General features: G+C 67.0%; 20 protein-coding genes and 1 tRNA gene. 6 read left to right on the top strand and 15 right to left on the bottom strand.

Annotation, left to right across the window (positions count from 1 at the left end):
* The first annotated feature begins 205 nt into the window (after window positions 1-205).
* Both HPY83_16805 and HPY83_16800 read left to right on the top strand, forming a co-directional pair.
* A complete protein-coding gene (locus HPY83_16805) occupies window positions 206-847 on the top strand; it encodes a haloacid dehalogenase (protein NPV09605.1) in 642 nt (213 codons plus the stop codon).
* Window positions 831-1,550 carry a L,D-transpeptidase gene (locus HPY83_16800; GenBank protein NPV09604.1) on the top strand — a complete coding sequence of 240 codons (720 nt, stop codon included), beginning with the start codon at window positions 831-833 and terminating at the stop codon, window positions 1,548-1,550. The genes HPY83_16805 and HPY83_16800 overlap by 17 nt, the downstream gene beginning before the upstream one ends.
* A 57-nt stretch (window positions 1,551-1,607) precedes the next feature.
* Here HPY83_16800 and HPY83_16795 read toward each other — a convergent pair whose 3' ends face one another.
* From HPY83_16795 to HPY83_16760, 8 genes are all read right to left on the bottom strand, one after another.
* Window positions 1,608-2,690 carry a BON domain-containing protein gene (locus tag HPY83_16795; protein ID NPV09603.1) on the bottom strand — a complete coding sequence of 361 codons (1,083 nt, stop codon included), beginning with the start codon at window positions 2,688-2,690 and terminating at the stop codon, window positions 1,608-1,610.
* Between the two features lie 545 nt (window positions 2,691-3,235).
* Window positions 3,236-4,471: a 23S rRNA (cytosine(1962)-C(5))-methyltransferase RlmI gene (locus tag HPY83_16790; protein NPV09602.1), complete on the bottom strand. Its 1,236-nt coding sequence runs from the start codon at window positions 4,469-4,471 to the stop codon at window positions 3,236-3,238.
* Window positions 4,464-5,507 carry an EamA family transporter gene (locus HPY83_16785; GenBank protein NPV09601.1) on the bottom strand — a complete coding sequence of 348 codons (1,044 nt, stop codon included), beginning with the start codon at window positions 5,505-5,507 and terminating at the stop codon, window positions 4,464-4,466. Before HPY83_16785 ends, HPY83_16790 begins: the two co-directional genes overlap by 8 nt.
* The gene (tilS, locus tag HPY83_16780; GenBank protein ID NPV09600.1) at window positions 5,504-7,003 is read right to left on the bottom strand and encodes a tRNA lysidine(34) synthetase TilS; all 1,500 of its coding nucleotides are present in this window, start codon (window positions 7,001-7,003) and stop codon (window positions 5,504-5,506) included. The genes HPY83_16785 and tilS overlap by 4 nt, the downstream gene beginning before the upstream one ends.
* Before the next feature lies 1 nt (window position 7,004).
* Window positions 7,005-10,004, bottom strand: a complete 3,000-nt coding sequence (locus HPY83_16775) for a glycine--tRNA ligase subunit beta (GenBank protein NPV09599.1) — start codon at window positions 10,002-10,004, stop codon at window positions 7,005-7,007.
* Window positions 10,005-10,039: 35 nt separating this feature from the next.
* Window positions 10,040-10,810 carry a DNA repair protein RecO gene (recO, locus tag HPY83_16770; GenBank protein ID NPV09598.1) on the bottom strand — a complete coding sequence of 257 codons (771 nt, stop codon included), beginning with the start codon at window positions 10,808-10,810 and terminating at the stop codon, window positions 10,040-10,042.
* Window positions 10,810-11,118 (bottom strand): hypothetical protein, encoded by a 309-nt coding sequence (locus HPY83_16765; GenBank protein NPV09597.1) that lies wholly within the window; start codon window positions 11,116-11,118, stop codon window positions 10,810-10,812. Before HPY83_16765 ends, recO begins: the two co-directional genes overlap by 1 nt.
* Before the next feature lie 252 nt (window positions 11,119-11,370).
* A tRNA-Arg gene (locus tag HPY83_16760) sits at window positions 11,371-11,445 on the bottom strand.
* A gap of 384 nt (window positions 11,446-11,829) precedes the next feature.
* Here HPY83_16760 and HPY83_16755 point away from each other — a divergent pair.
* The 4 genes from HPY83_16755 (at window position 11,830) to HPY83_16740 (ending at window position 17,722) form a co-directional block, all read left to right on the top strand.
* Entirely contained in the window at window positions 11,830-13,212 is a 1,383-nt protein-coding gene (locus HPY83_16755) for a glycerate kinase (protein ID NPV09596.1), read from the top strand.
* Between the two features lie 14 nt (window positions 13,213-13,226).
* The gene (locus tag HPY83_16750) at window positions 13,227-14,489 is read left to right on the top strand and encodes a hypothetical protein (protein NPV09595.1); all 1,263 of its coding nucleotides are present in this window, start codon (window positions 13,227-13,229) and stop codon (window positions 14,487-14,489) included.
* A gap of 73 nt (window positions 14,490-14,562) precedes the next feature.
* On the top strand, window positions 14,563-17,331 hold the full coding sequence (locus HPY83_16745) for a cation-translocating P-type ATPase (protein NPV09594.1): 2,769 nt from the start codon (window positions 14,563-14,565) through the stop codon (window positions 17,329-17,331).
* Window positions 17,332-17,497: 166 nt separating this feature from the next.
* Window positions 17,498-17,722 (top strand): hypothetical protein, encoded by a 225-nt coding sequence (locus HPY83_16740; GenBank protein ID NPV09593.1) that lies wholly within the window; start codon window positions 17,498-17,500, stop codon window positions 17,720-17,722.
* A 39-nt stretch (window positions 17,723-17,761) separates the two neighbouring features.
* Here HPY83_16740 and HPY83_16735 read toward each other — a convergent pair whose 3' ends face one another.
* From HPY83_16735 to HPY83_16705, 7 genes are all read right to left on the bottom strand, one after another.
* The gene (locus tag HPY83_16735; GenBank protein NPV09592.1) at window positions 17,762-19,198 is read right to left on the bottom strand and encodes an NAD(P)/FAD-dependent oxidoreductase; all 1,437 of its coding nucleotides are present in this window, start codon (window positions 19,196-19,198) and stop codon (window positions 17,762-17,764) included.
* Complete coding sequence (locus tag HPY83_16730; GenBank protein ID NPV09591.1) at window positions 19,195-20,316, bottom strand: STAS domain-containing protein; 1,122 nt, start codon at window positions 20,314-20,316, stop codon at window positions 19,195-19,197. Before HPY83_16730 ends, HPY83_16735 begins: the two co-directional genes overlap by 4 nt.
* A gap of 229 nt (window positions 20,317-20,545) precedes the next feature.
* The gene (locus tag HPY83_16725; protein ID NPV09590.1) at window positions 20,546-21,925 is read right to left on the bottom strand and encodes a hypothetical protein; all 1,380 of its coding nucleotides are present in this window, start codon (window positions 21,923-21,925) and stop codon (window positions 20,546-20,548) included.
* A gap of 56 nt (window positions 21,926-21,981) precedes the next feature.
* The gene (locus tag HPY83_16720) at window positions 21,982-23,082 is read right to left on the bottom strand and encodes a M20/M25/M40 family metallo-hydrolase (protein ID NPV09589.1); all 1,101 of its coding nucleotides are present in this window, start codon (window positions 23,080-23,082) and stop codon (window positions 21,982-21,984) included.
* A gap of 333 nt (window positions 23,083-23,415) precedes the next feature.
* Window positions 23,416-23,667: a DUF3096 domain-containing protein gene (locus HPY83_16715; protein ID NPV09588.1), complete on the bottom strand. Its 252-nt coding sequence runs from the start codon at window positions 23,665-23,667 to the stop codon at window positions 23,416-23,418.
* 14 nt (window positions 23,668-23,681) lie between these two features.
* Window positions 23,682-25,061, bottom strand: coding sequence for an argininosuccinate lyase (gene argH, locus HPY83_16710; GenBank protein ID NPV09587.1), 1,380 nt, complete (start codon window positions 25,059-25,061; stop codon window positions 23,682-23,684).
* Between the two features lie 32 nt (window positions 25,062-25,093).
* Window positions 25,094-26,071: Gfo/Idh/MocA family oxidoreductase (locus tag HPY83_16705; protein ID NPV09586.1), on the bottom strand; the 978-nt coding region annotated here is incomplete at its 5' end.

The following is a 26,071-nucleotide window of genomic DNA, read 5'->3' as shown; positions in this document are numbered from 1 at the left end:
CCAGTCTGGGCGCTATCGGATGCTGCATCGCCTCTGTTCCTCGCCTGCTCGCTGGCCGGCCGTGGTTGCTGGCCAGCGCCACGTGGCAGCTCGCCCAACGCTGGTTCGACTTTGAGAAAGCCCTACGTGAGCTCTCACCCAGTCTTGTCTCTTCGGCAGCGACTGGCTAAACTATGCCGATCTCGCCCTACACGGAGACGCGTTAGTGGCCGATCTCGAGAGCATTGTCCAACCATTGCGCGAATTGCTCGAGACCAAGAATCAGATACGGGACGAGACCCTCGGTCGTGCTCGCGTGCTCACCAGGCTGTGTGCCAACTCCATTCGGGCCACCCACCGGCAGGAGTTCGAGCAGGCCCGCTCCCTGCTGGAACAAGCCCGCCAATTGGCTCTGGAGATGCGCGACGCCACTGCCGATCACAGCGACCTCTATCTCGCCGGGTACACCCAGGACGCCCTCAGAGAGTACGCCGAGGCCAGCATCACCCTGGCGGTGGTAATGGATCGGCCCATCCCCTCCGCGGGCGATCTCAGCGTGGACGCCCCCGCCTACCTCAACGCCCTGGCCGAGGCCGTAGGAGAAATGCGCCGGCATGTGCTGGACCTAATCCGTCGGGACCAGATGGATCGCGCCGAGGCGGTGCTGGCCATCATGGACGAGGCTTACTGGCAGCTGGTCACGGTGGACTTCCCCAGCGCTATCACCGGCAACCTTCGCCACAACACCGACATGGTGCGCGGCGTGCTCGAGCGTACCCGGGCCGACCTAACCACTTCCCAGGAGCAGCTACGGCTGCGCCAGGCCATCCGTCGCTTCGAGGCCAACCTCAATGCCCACTCAGAGTAGATCGCCCCTTCTCGTCGTCCTGCTTCTGCTCCCTGCGCTCATCGCGGTTCAGGTCACCGCTGGTGCCTCCGAGTCGCGAGCCGTAGCGGTCGCCATGGAGGCCACAGCCACAGCCGTTGCCTCCATTCCCACTTCGACGCCCACTCCTCCGCCCACCGCCACCGTGGCGCCGACCGCTACCGCCACGGCCACTCCATCCGCCACCCCCACCCACACCGTCACACCCTCACCTACGCCACTGCCTACGCCCACCCTGCCCGAGGCCGCCCTGAGCGGCAAGGCCGTCTACATAGATCAGGAACTCCAGACCGTGTTTGTGTTCGAGGATGGGAAGCTGATACGGACCATGCCGGCAAGCACCGGCAGGGCTACCGAGCACACCTACACACCCGCTCGGCAGGGCCGCATCGGCCACTACGTGGGCACCTTCAGCTCCTTCGGCACCACCCAGGACGAAGGCTGGTACCTATTCAAGGCTGACGGAGGGATCCTCATCCACGGTGCCCCCTATCTGGTCGAGGACGGAGTCAAGGTGTACCAGGACCTGGAGGCCCTGGGGAACTACCCCACGTCTCACGGCTGCATCCGGCTGTCTCCCGAGGACGCTGAATGGTTCACCCGCTGGGGTCCTCAGGGAGCGTACTTCGAGGTCAACGAGCTCCCAGAGAGATTCTGGGAGCTGGAACGCGCCGGGGGCGGCTAGACCGCCCCCGCACCTGGGCTCAATTGGCCTCCTGGGGCCGCAATGACGGCGCAGCCGTCATTGGCCCATGACACGCCACTGCTGCGGATGGATCACAAACACGCCCTCAGGCTGGTCGCGAACGTTGGGGTTCTCTTCCAACTCGTTGATCACCATCTGCACCCCGTTCACCTGCTCCGCGATCTCCTCCGCAGCCCGCGACTCTTGCTCTGAGGCCACCACCCCTCTCAGCGTCACAGTCCCCCGATTCACCACCACCTCGATGTGCGCCAGACTAGTGCGCGGGTCGTGAGCTAGAGCAGACATCACATCTGCGGCCACCCCCGTGTCCACAGTGAGCTCGTCCTCAACATCCACCACGCCTTCCACTCCCCTGGCGGCGCGGTCGGCGGCCCGCTTGGTCTCTAGGTCATAGGCTGGCCCACGGAGGGTGACCACTCCCCGCTCAGCCGTCACGTCCAGCTCGTCCAGAGGGCAGCCCACTTCGGCCAGCCGGCTGCGTACCTCCGAGACCACGGCGGAGTCCTGACGAGGGGCGTAGCGGACCAGCACGTCCCACTCTTCTTCGCTCAGGTTCAGGTGGGCTCCATCCTCTTGCACCGACTCCACGCGCTCGACCGGCACCACCACTGACGAGGCGCCAGCCTCACCGGCCTGGAGGATTAGGTGGGTGATCTCACCGGTCTTGCGATCCACCAGCACGTGGTCGAGGCTTCCGACGGGCTTCCCTTTCACGAACGCCCGCGTGCCTCGGCCGATAGGCGGCCTCGAAGCCGCCACTCGCTCCGGCGTGAGGCCGGCCACCGCCGGTCGGGAATCCGCCCCGGCACCATAGCGATCGCGCCATGCCAACGCCTCTCCTTCGCGGACCGCAGCGAGAGACGGGTCGCAGGGCGCGAAGTCGGTCGGCTGGTAGACCCTCTGCCAACGGAGGTCCTCCATAAGGAGGTTCACCGTAATGCCGCTCTCGTCCCACCGCGCCACAACGGATCGCGGCAAGACCACACTGGTGGTACCACCTCTCAGGCCCACCACGAGATCCGTTACCTCTCCGGTGTGCTGGTCTACCACCACCTGGTTCAGGCGGCCGATGATGCCATTGCGGGCGCGCACTTCGCTGCCAATCGGGTAACTAGCCACTGTGACACCTCCAACGTTACTAGTAACAGCACCTGCACAGGGGGCCAAGCGCCATTATAGGCGCAGCGCCGGCCAGCTGCAACCGCACCGTAAGAGCTGGGATAGCGGGATCGAGTGTGTTCTCAGGCGGCAGTCGTACCGGGAAGACCCGCGTAGGCGCCTCCCACACTCGCTCCCAGAGCCCGCTCTTCCGCCAGCTACGAGGCCAAGACGATGCCGTTCAACCCCCGAGGAATGCGCGCGCCCACGCGCTGCATGTCTGCACATGGCCACCGACCGTGAGCGCGCGCCCTCCTCCCAGGAAGGCGTAGCGGCAATGCATTCGGGGCCTGCCCTTGTAGCTTGGGCGCGCCGAAGAACCCGAGCAGCAGTGCTCGTCTCAGAATCCGTCTCCCCGATGCTGGAGGATGACACGGCACCCTGCCTCAGTGCAGGGTCATATCAATCCGCCGGCATCGGGACCGGGCCCACTTCCGCTGATCCTGGTTGGCTCTCGGCCTCGGATGGGCCAGGATCACCGCACCACCAGCGCCATCGAAGTACCCTCACCACACGCGGCACAGCAATCCCTTCAGGTACCGCGACTCGGGGAAGGTGATCGAAATGGGGTGGTCCGGAGCCTGGGACAGTGTCTCCAGGACCTGGACCTCGCGGCGCGCGTCCACCGCGGCTCCGAACACCACCTTCTGAAAGAGATCGGCCGATACCAGCCCTGAGCAGGAGAAAGTAGCCAGCACCCCTCCCGGGCGGAGGAGCCCCAGCCCCAGCAGGTTGATGTCCTTGTAGCCGCGACAGGCGGCCTGCACTTGGCGAGCGCTCTGGGCGAATCTGGGCGGGTCCAGTACGACCACGTCGAAGAGTCGGCCAGCATCTCGGAAGCGCCTGAGCACGCCAAACACGTCGCCTTCTACTTCCACCCGCCTCTCGATGGGCAGCCGGTTGCGCTCTACGTTGCCTCGACCCGCCTCCAGTGCCGCTGCCGAGGTGTCCACGTCCACCACTGTGGCTGCTCCGGCTCCCAGAGCGTGGACGCCGAATCCCCCAGTATAGGCGAAGGCATTCAGCACGTCCGCCCCAGCGCAGTAGCGACTCACCCGCACCCGGTTGGCGCTCTGGTCCAGGTAGAAGCCTGTCTTGTGCCCGGTCCGTACATCAACCTCGAAGAGCAGACCGCCTTCGCGGATGGCGACCGGTCTCGGCTCCTCCCCCGCGATCGGCCCCACGCGGCTGGGCAGACCCTCCAGCCTGCGGACGTCGGCGTCGCTGCGATCGTAGAGCGCGAGCCGCCGCCACGTGCCCTGTCCTGGCAGCGCCTCCGGCGTCACAACCTCCTCCAGCAAGGAGAGCAGCTCCTCGCGCCGCACCTCGATGCCCAGGGTGAGTGCCTGGAACACCAGGACCGCCGGTCCGGGCTTCTCCGCCTCCACGTACAGGTCTGCCACCAACCCGGGCAGCCCGTCCGCCTCCGCGTTGACCAGTCGCGCCGCAGTGGAGGGCCAGCCGGGCAGGCGTCGGCGACCCTCCAGCGCCCGTATCAGTCGCCCCCGCCAGAACTCTCGGTCCACGGCCTCTTCCGGGTCCCAGGTGAGCAGGCGCACCCGAATCTGGGACCGGCTGTTGTAGTAGCCCCGCGCCAACCAGCGGCCGTCGGCGGCGAACACCTCCGCCACCTGGCCATCTGGGCAGTCAGCCTGCGCTATGGCGCCGCTGAATAGCCAGGGGTGCCGGTTGAGGACGCTGCGCTCCCGCTCCGGCCTGAGCACCACCCTGGGCTCAGGCATCGCGCACCTCCAGCACCACCACGCCGCTGATCACGAGCAGCGCTCCCAGGATCTGAGGACCTGACAGTGTCTCGCCATGCACCAGATACGCCAACACCGCCGCCACCACCGCTTCAGACAGGCCCAGAATACTGGCCACGCTCACCGGCAGCCGGGCCAACGCCCCTAAGTAGAGCAGGTAGGAGGCCATGATGCCCAGAGACATGCCGCCTAGCTCTAGCCAACCGAGGGGCGGTAGCCGAGGCACCAGCTCCCACGACAACTGCCCCACCCCCAGGAAGACCGTGCCAAAGAGGAAGCCGTAGAACAGTCCCTTCAGCTCGGGATAGAGGCCTCCTACCTTCTTGCCCAGCAGGTCTCTTCCTGCCTGGGTCAGACCCACCGCCAGAGCCATGGCCATGCCCATCGTCTGTAGCTGCGTTCGGCCAATGTTGTAGACCTGGGAAACCAGCAGACAGCCGGTGAGAGCCAGCAGCAGAGAAGTAGCCTTGCGACGGGTTATGTGCTCCCCGTATAGCGGGCGGGAGAGCAACACCGTGAATATCGGGGCGCTGTAGGCCATCACGGTGGCCACCGTCACCCCATTTAGGTTGACCGACAGGCCCCAGGAGGCGTTGTTCAGGGCGATGCCGACGAACCCGAAGAGCACCAGCAGGGGCACATGCCTTCGCGCCACCCGTAGGGGCGAACCTTGTGTTCGCCCGCCTTGTGTTCGCCCGTCCTCCTCTAGGGGCAGAACCCGTGCCTGCCCCGGAGGGCGGCCTCCGCCGTGGCGCCTGCGCCTGTTCTCCCTCTGCGCCCGTTGGCCCCGGACCAGCAGTATGGCCATCAGCGCGCCCGATACGATCAGGCCACGCCAGAACATGATGCCGGTCGGGTGCAAGGGGTAGGTGTCCAGCAGGCGCCGCAACCACACCGTGCAGGCGGCCCAGCCCGCGCCGTAGCTGAGGCCCATGATCACGCCCACCAGCCGCCGCCGGTCGCCGGTGAGGCCGCCGCCCAGCGCTGCCGCCCGCTCGGTCAGAGACAGGCTCACGCCCGCTCCATCCGCACCACCAGCACGGATTCGGTCTCTTCGGTGATCCGAGCGCGATGGTCCACGTGGTGCCCGGGCAACCACAGCACGGTGTCCCCTCGGGCCAGGATGGGATAGCGCTCTCGGTAGGGGGCCCCTATCTTGAGGTTGATCATCAGCTCGCTAAGCTTTTTGCTCCTTCCTTCCATTCCCAGGGGCTGCATGCGCTCGCCCTCGCGCCGCCGACGCAGCACCAGCTCCCCTTCCCCTGCTCGGCAGTCCAGGTACGCCGTCCATGGGTGCTCGCCGTCGAGCGCCTCCGGCGGAAGGTGCTCCGAAGACACCACCTCGGTCCTGACCCTCCACCCCTCGCCCAGTCTTACCTCTCCCGGCACCGGCACGACCACCGCCTCCACGGCGGGGGGCAACTGAGGCAGGTCTTCACGCAGCGGCGCCGCCACGCTCTCGTCTGCGAGGGCGAAGAGACCATATCCGACGGTGAGCATCAGGCCCTGGGGCAGGTCGGCCCGGACTCCCGCCCCTCGGGCCTCCTGCACTGCCTGCACCGCCTGCTCCACGTGTACCCAGTCTATGTTGCGCATGGGAGGCCTCAGACGGGCGATCGCCTCCCGCAGCAGGGCTCGACGTAGGCTCAGGTGCTGGCGCCGAAAACCCTCCAAGTCGAACACCACCCGGTCACAGGTCCATTCCCGCACCAGTTCAGCCCAGGCACGATCCCGCATCTGACGCAGGTAGTCGTGATCGGCGGCCAACACCTCGGCCGTGCGCCGGATGACCTGACGCACGTTGGGGTTGAACGTCTCCAGATACGGGATCAGCTCCAGTCGGAGCCGGTTACGGAAGTAGGTAGTGTCCAGGTTGGAGCGATCGAAGCGGGGCTCGAGGCCGTGCTCGGCGCAGTACTGCTCGATCAGCGATCGAGGGGCGTGCAGCAGGGGACGAATGAGCCGGATCTCAGGCGACACTGGACGCTCCCCCGTCACCCGAAGTCCGGCCAGAGCCACCGATGGCAGCATGCCCCTGAGCCCAGCCAGGCCGGAACCTCTAAGGAAGTGCATCACCACCGTCTCCACCTGGTCATCGGCGTGGTGGGCCACGGCCACTGCCCCCGCGCCGACCTCCTCGGCTGCCCTCCCCAGGAAGGCATAGCGCACCTGCCGGGCCGCTTCCTCCACCGCCAGGCCTCGCTCTTTGGCTAGTCTGGCGACGTCTGCGCACTCCACCGTCAGCGGAACGCCCCAGTCGGCACAAGTGCGCTGCACGAACTCGGCATCTTCGTCCGCTTCGGTTCCCCGCAGCAGGTGGTTGAGGTGAGCCGCGTGTACCTCGATTCCCCATTCCGGACGCCGGAGCAGATGGAGCAGGGCGAGCGAATCGGCGCCTCCCGAGAAACCCACCACTACGGTCTCGCCGGAACGAAACAGGAGGTGGCGCCTTGCCGTCTCGCGCACCACCTCCACCAAGTCTTTCGCCGGCCCCAACAGGGCCCGCTCCATGCTAGAACCCCTCGAGTCGGCTCAGGTCCGCAATCCCATCGGCCAGAGCAGAGATGTGCTGCACCAGCGCCAGCCGGTTGCGCCGCACCTCCGGGTCCTCGGCCATCACCAGGACGTCGTCGAAGAAGCGATTGATAGCGGGGACAAGCTTCTCCAAGGCAGCGAGCAGCTCGTCCACGCTGCTCTCCCGGTCAAGGCCAGCGGCGTGCTCCAGGTAAGCCTCGTAGAGCTCCTGGCTCGCCCCGGCGTCCAGGTCATCCGGCCTTAGCTCGAGCCTCTCCCCCACGTCCCTCACGATGCGGCGGCAGCGGGCGTAGGCGTTGAGAATGCCCATCCAGCCCGGCCTTCCCACCCACTCCTGCAGGCGGGGGGCGGAGACGGCAGCCCAGTAGGGGTCATGGCCTCGCTCGGCCAGTACCGCGTCCACCACGTCATAGCGCAAACCTTGCTCCTGCAGGTGCACCCGCAGCCGCTGGCGCACGAAGTCCAGCGCTCTCTCCTGGACCTCAGCGCCAACTGCCACCGGTAGCTGCTCCCCGGCCAACTGAAAGGCCCGGCGCAGGTCCAGCCGCGCCCGCCACTGGATCAGGTTCTGGACCAGGCCGGAGGCCGCCCGCCGCAGGGCGTAGGGATCGGTGGAGCCAGTGGGTTCCAGGCCCACCGCCAGCAGCCCCACGATGCTGTCCAAGCGGTCGGCCACCCCCACCAGCAAGCCGATCCGGCTGGAGGGAGCGGGGTCGCCTGATCGCCTAGGCGAGTAGTGATCGGCAATGGCGTCCGCCACTTCCGTATCCTCACCCTGGCGCCGGGCGTAGATGCTGCCCATCACGCCCTGGAGCGACGTGAACTCGACCACCATGTGGGTGGCCAGATCCGCCTTGGCCAGCCGCGCCGCACGGGCGGCTCGCGGCACGTCCTCCTCCGACACTCCCAGCAGCGGCGCCAGGCGGGGCACCAGAGCCTCTATCCGGTGCGCCTTGTCCAGCATGGAGCCCAGCTGCTCTTGAAAGGTGAGAGTGCTCAGCCTGGGCAGGAAGTCCTCCAGCTTCCGCTTCTGGTCCTCCCGGAAGAAGTAGGCGGCATCGGCGAAGCGTGCCTGCAAGACAGCCTCGTATCCCTGGCGCACCAGTTCCTCGCCCTCGGGGCCTCCATTGCGCACCGCCACGAAACAGGGCAGAAGCTTCCCCCGTCCCTCAACAGCGAAGTAGCGCTGGTGCTTGCGCATCACCGTGGTGAGCACCTCGCGGGGGAGGGACAGGTATTCCTCAGGGAAGCCTCCCAGGATGGGGCTAGGCGCCTCCACCAGATCGGCCACCTCCGCCAGCAACTCGTCGTCGGGGACCAGCTGCCCCCCCACCGCCGCTGCCAGCTCACTGGAGCGACGAACAATTCTCTCGCGTCGCTCCTCATGCAACAGGATGATGCCGGCCTCCCTGAGAATCGCGGGATACGCGTCCGCCGAGGGCACCTTGAGCCGGTCTCCCTCCGCCGTGCGCAACGGACGTGTCTCCCGCCCGCTGCTAAGACCGGCGAAGGAGAAGGGCACCACTGCCTCCCCCAGCAGGGCCAGGAGCCAGCGGACCGGCCGGGAGAAGGCTACTCCGGAGCCGTCCCACCGCATGCTCTGCTGAAAGCGCAGCGAGCCGACCAGCTCCGGCAGAAGCCGCGCCAGCGCCACCGCCGCCGGCTCGCCCACCTTGCGCACCTCGGCCACCACGTATGACCCGCCGTCCATGTCGGCCACCTGAAGCGCCTCCACCGCCAGCCCGTGCCGGCGGGCGAAGCCTTCCGCTGCCCGCGTGGGGTTGCCCTTGGAGTCATAGGCGGCGCGAGTCGGGGGCCCCTTGACCAGAGACACCTCGTCGGCCTGAGTCGGAGCCAGGTCCTCCGCCAGAACCGCCAATCGCCGGGGGGTTCCTGCCACCGTCAAGGAGGAGTAGCCCAGCCGCTCCCGCTCCAGCAGTTCCGGCACCCGACGCCGGAGCTGATCCAGGGCGGCCTCCAGATCGCCGTGGGGTAGTTCCTCCGTGCCGATCTCCAGCACGAAGGGCTGTGGCCGATCCGAAGGCGCCGGCGGAGGAGCAGGTTCAGGGGCGCTCTGCGGGACCGCCCACGTGGCGTGCGCGGTCAGAGGGAAGCCCTCGCGCTCCCGCTGTTCCAGGTAGGCGGCCGCCACCCGACGGGCCAGCTCGCGCATGCGCGCGAAATAGCCGGCCCGCTCGGTCACGCCGATGGCGCCGCGAGCATCCAGGACGTTGAAGGTATGGCTGCACTTAAGCACGTAGTCGTGCGCCGGGATGACCAGGCCCCGCCTCAGGGCCGACTCAGCCTCCGCCTCGAATATGCGGTAGAGCTCTGTCAGGCGGCCGATGTCGGCTACCTCGAAGTTGTAGGTGCAGTGCTCCACCTCCTGCCGCTGGAGGATGTCGCCGTAAGTGATGTCCTCGTCCCAACGGATGTCCAGGAAGGTGGGCACCCCCTGGAGCAAGAGCATGATCCGCTCCAGCCCGTAGGTGATCTCCACCGAGACCGGGTCCAGCGTGAAGCCCCCAGCCTGCTGCATGTAGGTGTACTGGCTGATCTCTTGGCCGTCACACCAGACTTCCCAGCCTAGCCCCCAGGCTCCGAGCGCCGGGGCCTCCCAGTTGTCCTCCACGAAGCGAACGTCGTGGCGGCGCAGGTCCAGCCCAATGGCCTCCAGGCTGCGGAGGTACATCTCCTGCGGATCTCCGGGGTCCGGCTTGAGGATGACCTGGTACTGGTAGTACTGCTGCCACCGATTGGGATTCTCAGCATAGCGGCCGTCGGCAGGCCGGACGGAGGGCTCCACGTAGGCCACGCGCCAGGGCTCGGGCCCCAACACCCTCAGGAAGGTGGCGGGATTCATGGTGCCCGCTCCCACCTGCACGTTGTATGGCTGCCAGATGAGGCAGCCCTGACCGGCCCAGAAGCGCTCCAGGCGCATGATGATCTCTTGGAACCCTGGGCCGCGTTGACCCATATGATCTGTCACCTCGTAAGGGAGTGAAGCTGTGGTCAAGCCTCAGCCGGCAGGCTGTCCACCGCCTGGATGAACCGGCGCGATCGGGGCGGGCGTTCGGCAACGTACCGGATGTACTCCGCCATGAGGCTCTCCATCTCGTCGTGAAGGGCCGGCTTGAGGCGCAGGAGCTGGCAATCTGCGACTGTGCTCCGTTGAAGGAAGCGCAGCACCTTCTGCGCCGCCACGCTCACCCTCCGCCCCTGAGGCAGACCCGCTCCGCAGGAGGGGCAGTAGACGCCCCCGGAGGCGGCATCGAAGAGGTTGGTCTCCTCTTCTAGCCACCGGTCGCAGTGCAGGCAGCGGTACAGCTGGGGACGGTACCCCTCCAGGTCCAGCAGATGAAGCTCGAAATACCGCTGGATCAGGCGCGGATCCCCGCCCGCCTCCAGCCAGTCCAGCACCGCCACCAGGAGGTCGTAGACGCCGCGAGACTCCTGGCCCTCCCCGACGAAGGTATCCGCCAGTTCGGCCAGGTAGTGCGCTGCCGCCATCCGCGCCAGGTCCGAACCGATGTGAGGGAAGGCGCGCACCGTTTCGGCCTGGGACACTATGCCGAAGCTCCTCCCCCGGTGCACCAGTAGATCCACCTGGCGGAATAGGTCCACATGAGCCGCCTTGCGGCTGTTGATCTTGCGGGCACCCTTGGCGAGAAGCGTGACCTTTCCCCGGTCGGGGGTGAGCACAGTGATAAGGCGGTCTGCCTCGTCGAAGTCGCGGCGGCGCAGAACCACGCCAGTGGTGCGATAGAGCCGCGGTTCCGCCATCAGCCGCCTCTCGCCGTGTTGTACTTGGCGGGGCGCTGCCAGTTCTTGGCCATCTTCTGCTGGTAGATTGCCTCGGCATCTAACCCGAGAGCCGAGAGCAGATGCAGGACCCGGATCAGGGTATCTATCAGCTCCTCACCCACCTCCTCCATCGGTCGCCCCTTTTTGTACGCATCCGCCGCTTCGGAGACCTCGCTGTGGATGAGAGTCAACATCTCCCAGATGCGGTCGGGGGCGGAGGAAAAGCCTTTGGCATCGGTTAGAGCGCGCACTTCGGCCATCTTGTGGTTGAGACCACCGTATTCCATCGCGATCTCCAGGTAGGCGATTATAGCATCGCCACCCCCACGGGGCGAAGAGCCGCCACAGGGGCAAGGCGATCGCTCTTCGGCAGCGAACATCCCCGATGGGCAGCCCGCAGGCCCACGTGCGACCTTGCGGGGCAGGCGCTCCTGCCCCTGGGGGCGCTTCCTCGTCATTGGGAGCGCGCCACGCGCGCTGGGATGCACTCAGCCTGGGGCGGACGCCAGACATAAGAACGGTGCGGCAATGCCGCACCGTGGTACCCCTGGGGCGACTCGAACGCCCGCGCACGGCTCCGGAGGCCGCTGCTCTATCCACTGAGCTACAGGGGCACTGCTATGTGTACACACGTAATATAGCATCCCCCGCCGGCCCCAGCAAGCCGAAAGCCGACAGGGAGACACGGAGAGGGACATGAGCGGGGTCAGAGGCTGGGCTCCGCCGACGGCGAGAACGCGCTCGGGCCGAGCGAAGGGGCGCCCGTTCCCCTGTCTCCCCCTCTCCCCGTCCCCGCGTCTCCCCCTCTCCCCCTCCCAGCCAATCAGCCTGCAGAATGTAGCCGCAAGCCTCTCACGATAGTATAATAGCCGCTGCCGTCCCGGCGAGGGGCGGCGCGAACGGTGCGTGCGCCGGCCTGACGCGGACCGTCGGTCCCAGGCCGTTTGTTGCGCGCGCCCTGAGATTGCCGTTCGCCCTAGACGTCGTCGTAGGAGTGCATGCTGATGCCAAGCTGGCAATGGCAACCGTCCGATCACCACCGGGCGCTCGGTCGCATCATGACCGCCGCCCTGGAGGCAGTGGACCCCGAGAAGGCTGTCCTCAACAGCTTGCATCGCCAGGACGACACCTTGCACGTGGGCGGGCGAACCTACGACCTGAGCCAGACCGACCGGGTGCTGTTGGTGGGCGGCGGCAAGGCGGGCGCTCCCATGGCCAAGGCAGTGGCAACCGTGCTAGGCGACCGGCTCTCCTCTTGCATCGTGAACGTCAAGGAAGGCTACACCCTCGCTCCCGAAGAGTTTCAGGAGATGTCCCGCCACAGCGCCTGCCCCATCCGCTTCGTCGAGGCTGGCCATCCTACACCGAATCAGGCCGGGGTCGAGGGAGCCGAGCAAATGGCTGCCGCCCTCCAGGGCCTCACTGAGCGTGACCTGGTCATCTGCGTCATCTCTGGCGGGGGCTCCGCCCTCATGACCCTACCCGCCGAGGGGATCTCGCTGGGCGACATCCAGGCGCTGACCGAGCTCCTCCTGCGTAGCGGTGCTACCATCAACGAGATGAACGCCGTTCGTAAGCACCTCTCGCGTATCAAGGGCGGGGGGCTGGCCCGACTGGCTCAGCCAGCGCGGCTGATTGCCCTGCTGCTGTCGGACGTGGTTGGGAACCCACTAGACGTTATCGCTTCCGGTCCCACGGTCCCTGATACCACCACCTTCGAGGACGCCTGGCGCGTCCTGGAGCGGTACGACCTGCTGGATGAGGCCCCCCAGCCGGTGCTCAGCCGCCTGATGGCCGGCCGGGACGGGCACTTGCCCGAGACTCCCAAGCCCGGCGACCCCATCTTCGAACGAGTGCATACCCTCGTTGTGGGTAGCAACGACATCGCCGCTGCCCGAGCGGTGGAGCAGGCGCAGGAGGAAGGCCTGAACTCCCTCCTTCTCACCACGTACATCGAGGGCGAGGCTCGCGAGGTGGCCAAGGTGGCTGCCGCGCTGGCCAAGGAGATGGCCGTCAGCGATCGGCCTCTCTGCCGGCCCGCTTGCCTCGTCGCCGGAGGCGAGACCACCGTCACCATACGGGGACAGGGGAAGGGTGGACGAAACCAGGAGCTGGCGCTGGCTGCCGCCCTGGCCCTCGAGGGCTGGGAGGGCGTGCTCGTCGCCAGCCTGGCCACCGACGGGACCGACGGGCCTACCGACGCTGCCGGTGGCGTGGTGGATGGCGGCACGGTGGCCCGCGCCCGGGAGAAAGGCTTGGACGCTGCTGCCTACCTGCGAAACAACGACTCCTACCACTTCCTGCAGGCCACTGGCGAGCTCATCACCACCGGCCCCACCAACACCAACGTGAATGACTTACTCTTCATCCTGGCCTTCTGACGAGAGATCGGCCCATGTTTGAATCTGCTCTGTTAGAGGATGCGGAGGAACACCTCCAGCGCCTGGGCTCGGCCGACATAGTGATCGGCATCATCAGCTACCGTAACGCCCGCACCATCGGATCCGTGGTCAGGAGCGCGGCCCAGGCGGTGGCTCAGTACGACACGGGCACCAGGCCGGTGCTGGTCAATGTGGACGCCAACTCCTCCGACGGGACGGCCGCCGCCTTCATGCGAGCCCGCGTCGCCCCCGAGATACAGCGGTTCAGCACCGGCTACAACGGCCTCACCGGCATCGGCAGCGCCACCAGAGCCGTCTTCGAGATCGCCGCCCGCCTCCGGGCTACGGTGTGCGTAGTGCTGGACGCAGCCCTGGCCAGCGTGCGACCCCAGGACGTGCAGGCTCTCCTCGCTCCCATCCTGGAGAACCGGGCTCACCTGGTCTTGCCCATGCACCAGTGGAGCTACACCGACGCTTCCCTGGAAGATCTGATCGTCTATCCCATGGTGAGGGTGATGTACGGTCGTGACGCCCGACGGCCTCTGGCCGTCGGGTGGGCTGTGTCTGGGCGCCTGGCTCTAGCTTATGCCGACCAGGACGTGTGGGAGACGGACGCGGCCCGCAGTGGTATTGATGTCTGGTTGCTGGTGATGGCGTTGGCCAGCGACATACGCTTGGTCCAGGTCCCGCTGTGCCGCAAGACGCTGTCGCTGGTGTTCGGCACCACCGCCTACGAGCAGCGCTTCACCCATACAGTCAGTACGCTGCTGAGACACCTTGGGTCCCATCAGCGCGTGTGGCGGGCTGTCTCCAGCGCTTCGCCGCTCGACGCCGACGGGCCCCCTCCCCCGCCGGTGGCGCCGGACAACCGCCCCACGGAAGACTTCTGGCGTGGCCTCCGGCAGGGGTTCCGGACCTGGCGACGCCTGCTGAAGCGCATCCTGGTCCCGGAGCACTACTCGGCATTCGTCGAACTGGCCCGGGCTGATGCGCCGGAGCTTCTGCGCTTCGACCCGGAGCTCTGGGCGCGCATGGTTATGGACTTCGGCGTGTGCTTCAACAAAGCCGAGCTCGACCCGGACAAAGTGGCCGCTTCGCTCGCGGTGCCGTACTACGCCCGCTCTCTCTCGTTCTGGAACGAGCTCGATCGTCAGGGTCTTGGCGTCTACGAGGATCTGATCCAGGAGCAGGCCCTGGCATTCGAACGGCAGCGGGATTACCTCCGAGACCGCTGGGACAGCTACGTGGCCTGGGTGTCCGACACTCCGGTGCGCTAGAGCCCATAGCGCCATCTGGATCGTGACAGGCGAGCGGTATTGCTGCCCTCGCCCGTTCGCAGGAGATCAGTGAATGGAATCCGTCAGCGTGGAGGCCCGGCCCGCTGAGGCCGACGCCGTGGAGCAAGCCCACACCCACACCGTGGACGCGGTGCTAGCCGCACTCGGCAGCGATGCCAACCACGGACTGGGGGCCCAGGAGGCCGAGCGACGCCTGGAGCAGTACGGCCCCAATGAGCTGCGAGAAGCCCCCCGGCCCGGCTTCTGGCAGTTGCTCTTGCGCCAGTTCAAGAACTTCCTGGTCATCATCCTGGTGGTGGCCTGCCTCATCTCCCTGGCCCTGGGCGAGTACCTCGACGCCACCGCCATCCTGGCCATCGTCATTCTGAATGCCGCCCTGGGCGTAGTGCAGGAGTCCAGGGCCGAGGAAGCCCTCGCGGCCCTGAAGAAGATGGCCGCTCCCGAGGCTACCGTCATCCGGGACGGGCGACCCACGACCATCCCCGCCGTGCAACTGGTTCCCGGAGACGTGGTGCTGCTCGAGGCCGGGGACTTCATCCCCGCCGACGTGCGCCTCATCGAGGCGGTCAATCTGCGCGTGGACGAGGCCGCGCTCACCGGCGAGTCTCACGCCGTGGAGAAGGACGCTCGCGCCCTGGCGGAAGCGGACTCGGCCCTGGGAGACCGCCGCAACATGGCCTACCTCGGCACCACAGCCACTTACGGTCGCGGCCGTGCCGTGGTAGTGAGAACGGGCATGAACACCGAGATCGGCCGCATCGCCGAGATGATCCAGTCCTACGAGGAAGAGGCGACTCCCCTTCAGCGGCGGCTGGACCAGCTGGGCAAGTGGCTAGGTGTCGGGGCCCTGGCGGTGAGCGCCTTGGTCTTCCTCCTTGGCAGCCTGGGAGGCCAGGACGTACTAGAGATGTTCCTCGTCGCCGTCAGCCTCGCCATCGCCGCCGTCCCCGAGGGGCTGCCGGCCGTAGTCACCATATCGCTCGCCCTGGGGCTCCAGCGCATGGTGCGCCGTCACGCCCTGATCCGCAACCTTCCCGCCGTGGAGACGCTGGGCAGCGCCACTGCTATCTGCTCCGACAAGACAGGCACCCTCACTCAGAACGAGATGATGGTGGTGCGGCTCTACGTGGACGGGCAGGAAGTCGAAGTGACCGGCAAGGGCTACGAGCCCGTGGGGCGGTTCATCAGCGGCTCCGACCCCATTGACCCCAAGGAAGACGAACGGCTAACCCTTCTCCTCACCGGAGCCGCCCTCTGCAACGACTCCCAGCTCGAACGGGACGAGGGAGACTCTTCTTGGGCCATCTATGGCGATCCCACCGAAGCCGCCCTGGTGGTAGCGGCCGCCAAGGCCGGCTTGTGGAAGGAGGCTCTCTCCGAGGAGCACCGCCGCCTGGCGGAGGCTCCCTTCGACTCCGCCCGCAAGCGTATGGCTACGGTCCATCCCGATGGCCGCGAGGGCCGCTACGTGATCTACGTCAAGGGCGCCCCGGATATCCTCCTCGATCTCTCCACCCGCGTGCTCACCGCCGAGGGCCCGGCGGAACTGACCCCAGAGGGCAAGGAGCGCATACTCGAACACAACCACAAGATGGCCGCCCAGGCGCTCCGAGTGCTCGGCCTGGCCTATCGCGAGGTCGACAAGCTCCCCGACAACCCGACGCCCGACGAGTTGGAGCGGGATCTCGTGTTCGTCGGGCTCCTGGGCATGATAGACCCTCCACGGCCGGAGGTGCGCGAGGCCATCAGGGTGGCCAAACGGGCCGGCCTCAGCACGTACATGGTCACCGGCGACTACCTGGATACGGCGGTGGCCATTGCCAAGGATCTGGACCTGATCGAGGAAGGCGACCCGGTGCTGAGCGGGGCTGAGATCTCCCGCATCCCCGACGAGGAATTCGTCCGGGTGGCTCCGCAAGTCCGGGTGTACGCCCGCGTGTCGCCGGAGCACAAAGTAAGGCTGGTGGAAGCCCTGCGCCAGAACGGCCACGTGGTAGCGATGACCGGGGACGGGGTCAACGACGCCCCGGCAGTGAAGCGGGCCAATATCGGGGTGGCCATGGGCATCACCGGCACCGACGTAACCAAGCAGACCGCCGACATGGTGCTCACCGACGACAACTACGCCTCCATCGTGGCCGCCATCGAGGAAGGCCGCGTCATCTACTCCAACATCCGCAAGTTCGTCTACTACCTGCTGTCCTGCAACGTGGGTGAGATCCTCATCGTCTTTCTGGCCACCCTGCTCGGATGGCCGGTACCCCTCACGGCCATCCAGCTCCTGGTGCTTAACCTTCTTACCGACGGTGCGCCAGCCCTGGCTCTCGGCCTGGAGAAGGGCGATCCCGACATCATGGACCGACCCCCGCGCCGAGTGGACGAGCCCATCCTCAACCAGGAGATGCGCGTGGGCATAGGAGTGCAGGCGATCGCCATCGGGGCGGCGACGCTCACCGCCTACCGCCTCGGCATGCACTGGTTCCCCGACGACATCGGCATGGCTAGGGCCATGGGCTTCGCCACTCTGACTCTGAGCGAGCTGTTCCGAGCCTACACCGCTCGATCGGAGTACTACTCGGTGTTCCGGATCGGCTTCTTCAGCAACAAGTACATGCAGTACGCCGTGCTGGTGTCCCTGGGGATCCTGGCCCTCATGTTCTACGTTCCCCCTCTCCACGAGGTCTTCGACACCCGCGCCCTCACCCTGGGGCACTGGCTGGACATATTGCCCTTGGCCTTGATCCCGTCGGTCGCCGCGGAGGCCACCAAGGCCCTGCTGCTCCGCCAACTGCGGAACCGGCGGGTGGGAATGGAACGCTGATGCCGCTGGCACCGCGCTAATCGCCGCTCAGCCGTTGACATTGTCTCTCTCTGATCAGCGTATATTAGCGGCTGATCTGCGTCATCAGCGTTCTACCTTCGCTGGCTGTCCTCAAGTCAGCCCGGACCTCTGCCGATACGTAGGTGACGCAGGGGGAGGGGCTCTCGTGCGGGATTCGACCACACACCGGACAGGGTTTGGCAATGGCACCTGGTATCTGGCCCAGGCAGCCGACGGCGCCTGGCGCATGCACGCGCGGTCGGAGGCGGAGCTCGCCCCTCTGCGCGTTCTGGCCGAGCTATCGGGCTATCCGGCCGTAGTTACCAGCAACGGCAACTTGTTTCATCTGGGCATGCCCGCGGCCCGCCTGGTGAACCTGCGCAGTAACTGACGCCCCGCACCTGGCACCGATGGGTTGGGTCCGCCGTCGTTACCGCCTCCCGAGGCCACGCCGCAGCGCCGCACGCGCCGCGTGGTAGCCGCACATGCCGTGTACTCCCCCTCCGGGGGGAGTGGAGGAAGAGCACAGATACAGCCACGGGGCTGAGGTCGCGTACGGTACCGCCGCCACCACCGGCCGGAAGAAGAGCTGTCGCAAGTCCTGAATGCCGCCATTGATGTCGCCCCCGACGTAGTTGGGGTTGTGCTCCTCGAGCGCCTTGGGCGGCAAGACGTGGCGCGCCAGCACACAGTCCCGGAAGCCAGGAGCGAAGCGCTCGATCTGGCTCTCGATCCGTTCGGTGACGTCCATCTCCGAGGCGTTGGGCACGTGGCAGTAGGCCCACAGGGTGTGCTTTCCCTCGGGCGCCCGGCCAGGGTCGCACAGGCTCTGCTGGCACACGATCACGTAAGGTCGTTCCGGGTGCTCGCCCCGGTTCACCGCCTCCACGGATCGAGCGATCTCCTCCAGGCTGCCCCCCAGATGCAGCGACACGGCCCGGCGGCAAGCCTCTGCCCGCCAGGGCACCGGCTCCGACAGAGCCCAATCCATTTTGAACACCCCCGGCCCGTATCGGAAACGCTCCAGCCGGCGGCGGTAGTCCGCGGCCAGCGTGCCGTCATCCATCTGCAGCAGTTGCCGAGGCGTCACGTCGAGCAGCACCAACTGAGCCGTCCCAAGCTCCCCCAGAGAGCGAACCGGGCGGCCGGCCTCGATTCGGCCCCCGAGAGACCTGAGCTCCAGGGCGAGAGCCTCCGCCAACGACTGCGATCCGCCCCGCGCCACGGGAAAACCCACCGAGTGAGCGGCCATGGCCAGCACCAGCCCATACGCGGCACTTGGGGGACGGTGCAGGGGCACCATGGCGTGGGCCGCCAGCCCGGCGAACAGCGCCTGCGCCCGCGGCCCCCGGAACCACTCCCGGGCCAGGGACGCGGCCGGGCGGACGGCGTGCCAGCCAAAGCGCGCCATACCTGTCGGTCGCCGGGGCAGTCGCAGGGGCGCTAGCACGTCCTCCGCCAGCGCCGGCCACGCCCTCACCAGGGGAGCCAGTAGCCGCAGGTAAGCCGGCCCATCACCGCCTAGCCAGGCCGCCGTCTCCTCCAGCGAGCGCGACAGGACCGCTGCCGAGCCATCGTCGAAAGGATGGGCCAGGGCCAGATCGGGCTGCACCCACTGCAACCCGTGAGCTTCCAGGTCCAGCGCACGAAACAACGGAGAGCTCAACGCCAGAGGGTGAACGGCAGAGCATACGTCGTGCCGGAAGCCAGGCAGCGTCAGCTCCGCCGTGCGCATGCCTCCGCCGATGGTCTCGGCGCCCTCCAGGACCTCCACCGCCAGACCCGCCTGGGCCAGCACTATCCCCGCCGCCAGGCCGTTCGGCCCTGAGCCCACCACGACGGCATCTGGCGGTGACCCTCTCGTCATGCGCTGCGCCGCGCCCGACGGAGTGCCGTCGCAGCCAAGTACAGCCCCGACCAGATGCCGCTGTTGAACAGCAGGTTGCCGGCGTGGCGCCAATGCAGCGCAGGGTCCACCACTGCGGCCGATACCTCCGGCCAGGCCCGCACCCCGAAGTGCTCGCTCAGCACCTTCAGGGTGTGCAGCCAGTGGCGGTCTTCCTGGCGGTAGCCGCCAGTACGCATGACGACCTCCCATAGCGGGTCGCTGGCCCTCACGGCCACCTCCACCTGAGCCACTGTCGTCCCTTCCTCGCGGATGGCGCTGAAAGCGATCAGGCCACAGAACATGTGGCCCCGAACCGGGATGAAAACGAAGGACTCCGGCCCCGAGTAGACCACCTGCACGCCGGTGATCAGACGCAGCCCGAGCGGCCCGCCCAGCGTTATCACCCCCACCGCGCCCGGCACCAGCCCCTCGGGCCCAGTGTCCATCCGATTCCCCGGGGGCCAAAACTGGCCAAACCGTTCCCTCCACCCGGAAATCACGTCCTCAGGCGTCGCCTCCGACCCCTCCAGGCGCACCCGATAGGTCTTGTGCCACATGCGTCCGAATCCCTCGGCCGGCCCGCAGGTGGTCTGGCCCTCGACGTTGATGCGCGGAACATCCGCCTCCGCGGTGACGTGCAGCCGCCCAAAGGACTGCGCCCAGCCTCCATGTTTCCCGGCGCTGGCGACCCAACCGGCCGCTGCTATCCCTGTGGCGGCTCCGCCTCGATCAGCCGCCGACGGAGACATAAGGGCAACAGCCTCGGCTTCATCGGCGCATACTGGCAGCGCGGTCGGCGGCCAGACGACGCGAAAGGCTTCCACAGCCTCGGGAGGCAGCCCCGTCACTCCTAAGCGGAGACCCTCGCGCTCGGCACCAGCTTGGGCTACAGCCAGTGGGATCAGAACGGCGCCGGAGAGCCGCTCGACGGCAGAGAAGTCTAGCACTAGAGACTTAGCCCCGGTCTCCCGGCCGGCAGCGCGGACGGCCTCCACCAGTGCTTCGCCCGATGCCGGCCCTAACTCACCCCTGAGGCGCACGACGGCAACCTCCGGGTGCACCCGGCTCGTACTGGCCACGATGTCGCTAACGCTCATGCCCACTCCTCGGCCGCCCGCGCGCTGTCCCCAGCCCGGCACGGGCCGCCTGATTCTCTGAAGGACTTACTGTGGGCAATGCTAGAAGGGGATGCTGGCAGCGTCAACCCGACCTCGCATAGGACGCTGATGCCGCTGGTACGCCGCGCTGGTACTCGCTGATCTTCTCTGCATTATCTCTCGGTTGGTCAGCGTGCGTCAGCGTAGGATCATCGGCATGGGCGTCCCATCAATCCCACGGCCAGGGTTGAGCGTTGAAGTGGATCCAGGGCCCCAGGTGCATCAGGGACACCGCGGCGATGAGCACGGTGGCCTGCTCCCGCTCGCGGGGTTCCAGGTACCGGTTCACTAGATACACCGCCAGCGCAGTGAGAGGGAAAGAGGCAGGGGCGAACAGGTCCCAGTCTCGTCTCCCGCCGTAGTCGGGATTCCACACGAAGGTGAGGAGCAAGTACGCGCCGGCAGCCAGGATGAGAAATCGGAACCATGGCTCTTTCCACCTGACCGATCGGCGCCGCAGCACCAGTACCCCTGTCACGGTCGCCAGGCCGAAAGGTGCCACCAGGATCTGCTGGTTAAGAATGTCGCGCAGGTGAGCCCAAGAGAACATGGTGTAGTGCTGCCAGCGAGTCTCTGTCCGGAACAAGGGGACGAACCAGCTGGCGTCGCCACCTCCCGGGAAGTCGTGAGTGAGCAGGGCCTGTATGCCGTGGCCGCCTGCGGTCATGATGCTCAGCACCAGGAGCGCCATCACCAGCATGGGGCCGCCCGCCTCCAGGGCCAGGCGCTCGGGTGAAAGGCCGCGGGCCCGGTAACCGTGCCAAACCAGGTACGCCAGGGCCAGAAGCAGCGGCAGGGTGGACAGTGACAGCGAGTGGGTGAAAGCCAGCACTGCTGCCGCCGGCCACAGGGCACCATTGCCAGACAGGAACCGCAGGCCCAGGACCAGGAAGCCCAGTATGCCTACCGGGAGGATAGTGTAGCTCTCTACGTAGCCGAAGAAGAGCTGCAGACTACCCAGGGTCAGGAAGAACGTCAGGGCCGTGGCCTTCTCGGACGAGGTTTCACCCCAGTAGGGAAGGGACTCGAGGAGTAGGTAGACGTAGGCCACCCCGGCCAGGCAAGAGATCAGAGCGTAGGTGTGCTCCACGTCCCAGCCCCAGGCCGCATTCAGGAGACTCCAGAGCTTGGCGTGCAGGAAGAGGTCGAGGGGCGACTGCCAGTTGTAGGTCAGGCGGACCTCGGGATGTGAGATGGCGTGAGCGAAGATGTAGGCGTCGCCCCAGCGCAGATGCTGCAGACGCGCCACCCAGAACAGAGGGAAGAACATAACCGCTGCGCAGACCCGGAGCCGCAACCGACTGCCAGGGCTGCCGGCCAACCTGTCCTGGATCCTCAGCAGCCGGCGCCCCAGCCCTTCGACCTGGCGCCACGCTGCCCCGGCCAGCGGACTCAGGGAAAGGACCGCCACCGCAGCCACACCAATCCTGACCGGGCCAGGGAGAAAAGCAAACCCGCCCGCCCCCCAGGCGTGCTCCACGTCTAGCCACGGCGATGCCAGGTGGAATGCGATGATCAGCAGGCCGTAGATCCTCAGATAGTGGACCACCGTCCCGTCCGCAGTCTCGTCGCGCGGCTTCGGCCGGGCGGCGACGGAGCCGCCCGCTATTGGCTGTCCCTCTCCGGTAGCCGGCTCAGCGCCCGTAGCAGCTCTGTCAGAAGTCCCGTGGCTTGCTCCAGGTCATCCACCCGGATGTACTCGTCCTTGGCGTGTGAGTTGCCCATGCCCACGCTCACGTTCACGCACACCATGCCCTGCGCGTTGAAGACATTGGCATCGCTTCCGCCACCGCCTTTGACGGTAGCCGCCTCTAGTCCCATCCTCTCAGCCACCCGTAGGAACGTGGTGACGAGCGGATCATCCTCAGGAATGGAGAAGCCGGAGTAGGACCGCTGCACCTCCACCTCCGCCCGCCCTCCGCCTTCAGTGGCCGCCTGTTCCAGCGCCCCCTTCATGGCAGCTACCTGTCGTTGCAGCTTCTCCTCCGAGTGGCTGCGAGCCTCTCCCCGCAACTCGACCAAGTCCGGCACCACGTTAGTGGCCTGCCCGCCTCTTATGATCCCGATGTTGGCCGTGGTCTCATCGTCCAAGCGACCGAGCCTCATGGCCGTGATGCCCCGAGCCGCCAGCACGATGGCGTTCACTCCCCGCTCCGGAGCCGACCCAGCGTGCGCAGCCACCCCATGGATCCGCGCCGCCAACTTCACCTGCGAGGGAGCTGCCGTCACTACGCTGCCCACGGAGCCCCCTGCGTCCAGCACCAATCCTCGCCGGGCCCGCAGCTCCGCCAGATTGAGGGCCTTGGCACCCAGGAGCCCGCCTTCTTCGTGCACCGTAAACACGATGTCCAGCGGTGGCCTGGGCCCGGCGCGCTTGATGGCCTCCAGGATGGTCGCGATGCCGGCCTTGTCGTCCGCACCCAGGATGGTAGTGCCATCGCTGCGGAAGCAGCCGTCCTCCTCCACGATCACCAGGTCCTCGGTGGGCTCCACGGTGTCCATGTGGGCGCAGAGTAGAAGCGGCTCCCCCTCCCCATCGGCGCGGGCGATGACGTTCCCGGCCCCATCTCGTCGCACCTCCAAGCCCATCATCTCCAGCTCTGCAACCAGGTGCCGGGCCAGAGCTTCCTCTTTCCCGGACGGGCTGCTGATGCGCAGAAGCTCCCGGAAGGTCTCCAGCAGTCGCTCGCGGCCAGGCGCACACATCCCCCCACGGTCCATGGACACCAACCTTTCGCTGTCGGCAGCGCCCGATGCGGTGGCGGCGCCGCTGTCATCTTATCCTGCACTATTGGCAGGTAATCCTTGGCTTTATTGCGTATTTCCGCGCGTAGTAGGGTGCTTCATGGCACATATGGCGCACGTCGACCGGGAAAGCAGGCACGGTGCGACCTCGCAGGGACTCCGCTCGGCGAGACGTCGCCCCCTGCCCCGGCGGGAGGACCTTCCATGGCAGACAGGGCGCACCTCGGCCCCGCGCACCCTGTCCAGGCATGCCTACGGGAGCGCCACCCGTCCTCAACCTCCCGGACACGGCCGTCAGTCCCATAGGAGCCGGCCCATCTCGTCGAAGGCTCGGCGCGCCCTCCTCAACCGCCAGCCGGTGGCCAGAGTGAGCACTCCAACCACAATCAGAAACGTCGCCACCAGGATGGCTAGCAGCTCAGGGAACAACACAATCAGTATCCCTAGCAAAACCAGCGATGCTCCTTGGGTCAGGTAAAGCCACGACAGATCGCGGAGATCACGCGAGAACCGCGCCACCGGGCCACTTCCATACGAGAGCCTCATAGTCCCTACCTCACTCAGCGCTCATGAGCGCTCACGTCAAGTGCCGCATGTGCCCGCCTCAACTGCTCCTCCAGCGCCGCCAGGCCGGTGCCCCCCAACGCGCTCCGGGCCTCCACCGACCGCTCCCACGAGAAGACGTCCCGCACGTCCGCCCCGACCAGCGGTGAGAGACTGGCCCACTCCTCCTGGCCCAGCCGGCTAAGGTCCTTGCCTCGCTCCTCCGTCAGCCGCACCGCCCTGCCCACCACCTCGTGGGCCTGCCGGAAAGGCATCCCCTTGGCTACCAAGTAGTCGGCCAGGTCGGTGGCCAGCATGGCCTCGTCCAGCGCCGCTCGCATCCGATCGGGGCAGACCTCCAGCGTCTCCAGCACCCCCGTTGCCACCGGCACGGTCAGGGCCAGGTTGTCCATGGCATCGAACAGCGCCTCCTTATCCTCTTGCAGGTCCTTGTTGTAGGTGGAAGGCAGTCCCTTGAGGGTGGTGAGCAAGCCAGTGAGGTGGCCGATCATCCGCCCCGCCTTGCCCCGAATCAGCTCTAGCGAGTCGGGGTTGCGCTTCTGCGGCATCAGGCTGGATCCGGTGGAGTAGGCATCGGCCACGCGCACGAACCCGAACTCAGCCGAGGACCAGATGATCACGTCCTCGGCCATCTGGCTCAGGTGCACCGACAGAATGGCAGCCCAGCTCAAAGCCTCCACCACGAAGTCGCGGTCCCGCACGGCGTCCATGCTGTTCTCCGAGGGGCGGGCGAACCCCAGGTCACTCGCCAGAGCTTCACGGTCCAGCCGCAGGGGGGTACCCGCCAGGGCTCCGCTTCCTAGGGGCATAACCTCGGCCCGCGCTCGGCAGTCGTTCAGCCGCTCCATATCCCTCTGCCAGGCCCAGAACCACGACAACACCCAATGGCTGAACCGCACTGGCTGGGCCCGCTGCATGTGGGTATACCCAGGCATGATGACCGCCCGGTTCCGCTCGGCCAGGTCGAGGCTGGCCCTCTGCAGCCGATGCAGCTCTTGGCTGCGCTCGTCCAGCTGCCGACGCAGGTAGAGACGCAGGTCAGTGGCCACCTGGTCATTGCGGCTGCGCCCGGTGTGGAGCTTACCCGCTATCGGCCCGGCTAGCTCGCGCAGTCGCCGCTCCACCGCGGTGTGGATATCCTCATCCCCAGGCCGCTCGACGAAGGTACCCTGCTCAAACTCCGTCAGAACCTGCCGCAGACCCCTTTCGATGCTGACCCGCTCCGCATCCGACAGCACCCCCGCCTGCTCCAAGGCCCGGGCATAGGCCAGGCTACCCTCGATGTCCTCGCGGTAGAGCCGGCGGTCGAAGGGGAAGGAAGCATTGAACCGCTCCATCAACTCGTCCACGTCCCCTGTGAACCTTCCCCCCCACAGCTTGGTCATGCCGCCTCCCGCTTTGGCCGCCCTCACGCGGGCTGGAACGACCAGCGGTCCACCCGCTGCCGGCGGCCGCCCTGCTGCAGCGAGGCCTCCGCTGCCAGGGTGGTAGTGACGGTCTGTAGTGCGTCCGCGTAAGTGGACAGCAGCCCCGAAGGGTCCCCAGAGCGGACTGCGCCGATGAAGGCCTCGTCCTCCAGCTTCAGGGCTGGGTCGCGGGCTGGGTACTCGGTGGTGCGGTCGGGCTCGGTCACCCGCAGGGCGGAGGTGCTGAAGACAGCAGCCCGGTTGCGCCCGATGAGCGTGAGGTCCGACCCCAGCCCCCGGTCCAGGATGCAGGTCTGAGCGAAGTTCCCCACCGCCCCGCTGGCGAAGCGAACGTTGGCCACGCTGGCATCGTCGAGGGTATACCCTTCCACATCGTGGACGTGCCCGCTCGAGGCGTAGGCCGTCACCTCAGTTATGTCGCCCACCAAGTAACGGGAGAGGTCGAACAGGTGGGTGACCTGTTCCACGATCTGCCCGCCCGACAGGTCCTTCACCTTCCACCACGGAGCCATCCAGATGCCGCCCAGCCACCGGCCCAGGACCTGGGCGATCTCTGAGGCAGGGAGCATCTCTCTGACCCGGCGGGTGGTATCGGCGTAGCGCCAGTGGTAGCCACAGCAGGCGACGGCGCCTCGCCGCTCGATCTCCGCGGCCACCCTGCGGCCCAGCTCGAGGTCCAGAGTGACGGGCTTCTCCACGAACAGGGCCGCCCCTGAGGCCAGCACGTCCAGCTCCTGGCCGCTGTGGGCGAAGGGCGGGATGCACACGTACACGGCATCCAGCTTCTGATCGTCCAGCATCTGCCGGTGATCAGCGTACGTCTGTCCTCCGAAGCGGCGCTGGGCCTTCTCCAGCGCCGCCGGCGACAGGTCGCATAGCGCCACGATCTCCACCCCCTCCATGGCCGCCAGGTTCTCCAGGTGCGAGGCGGCTATCAGTCCGACTCCGATGAATCCGAT

The sequence above is a fragment of the Anaerolineae bacterium genome (genome assembly GCA_013178015.1).
Classification (GTDB): Bacteria; Chloroflexota; Anaerolineae; order DRVO01; family DRVO01; genus Ch71.
Note: the sequence above shows the minus strand (reverse complement) of the source record. Positions and strands in the feature narration are given on the sequence as shown.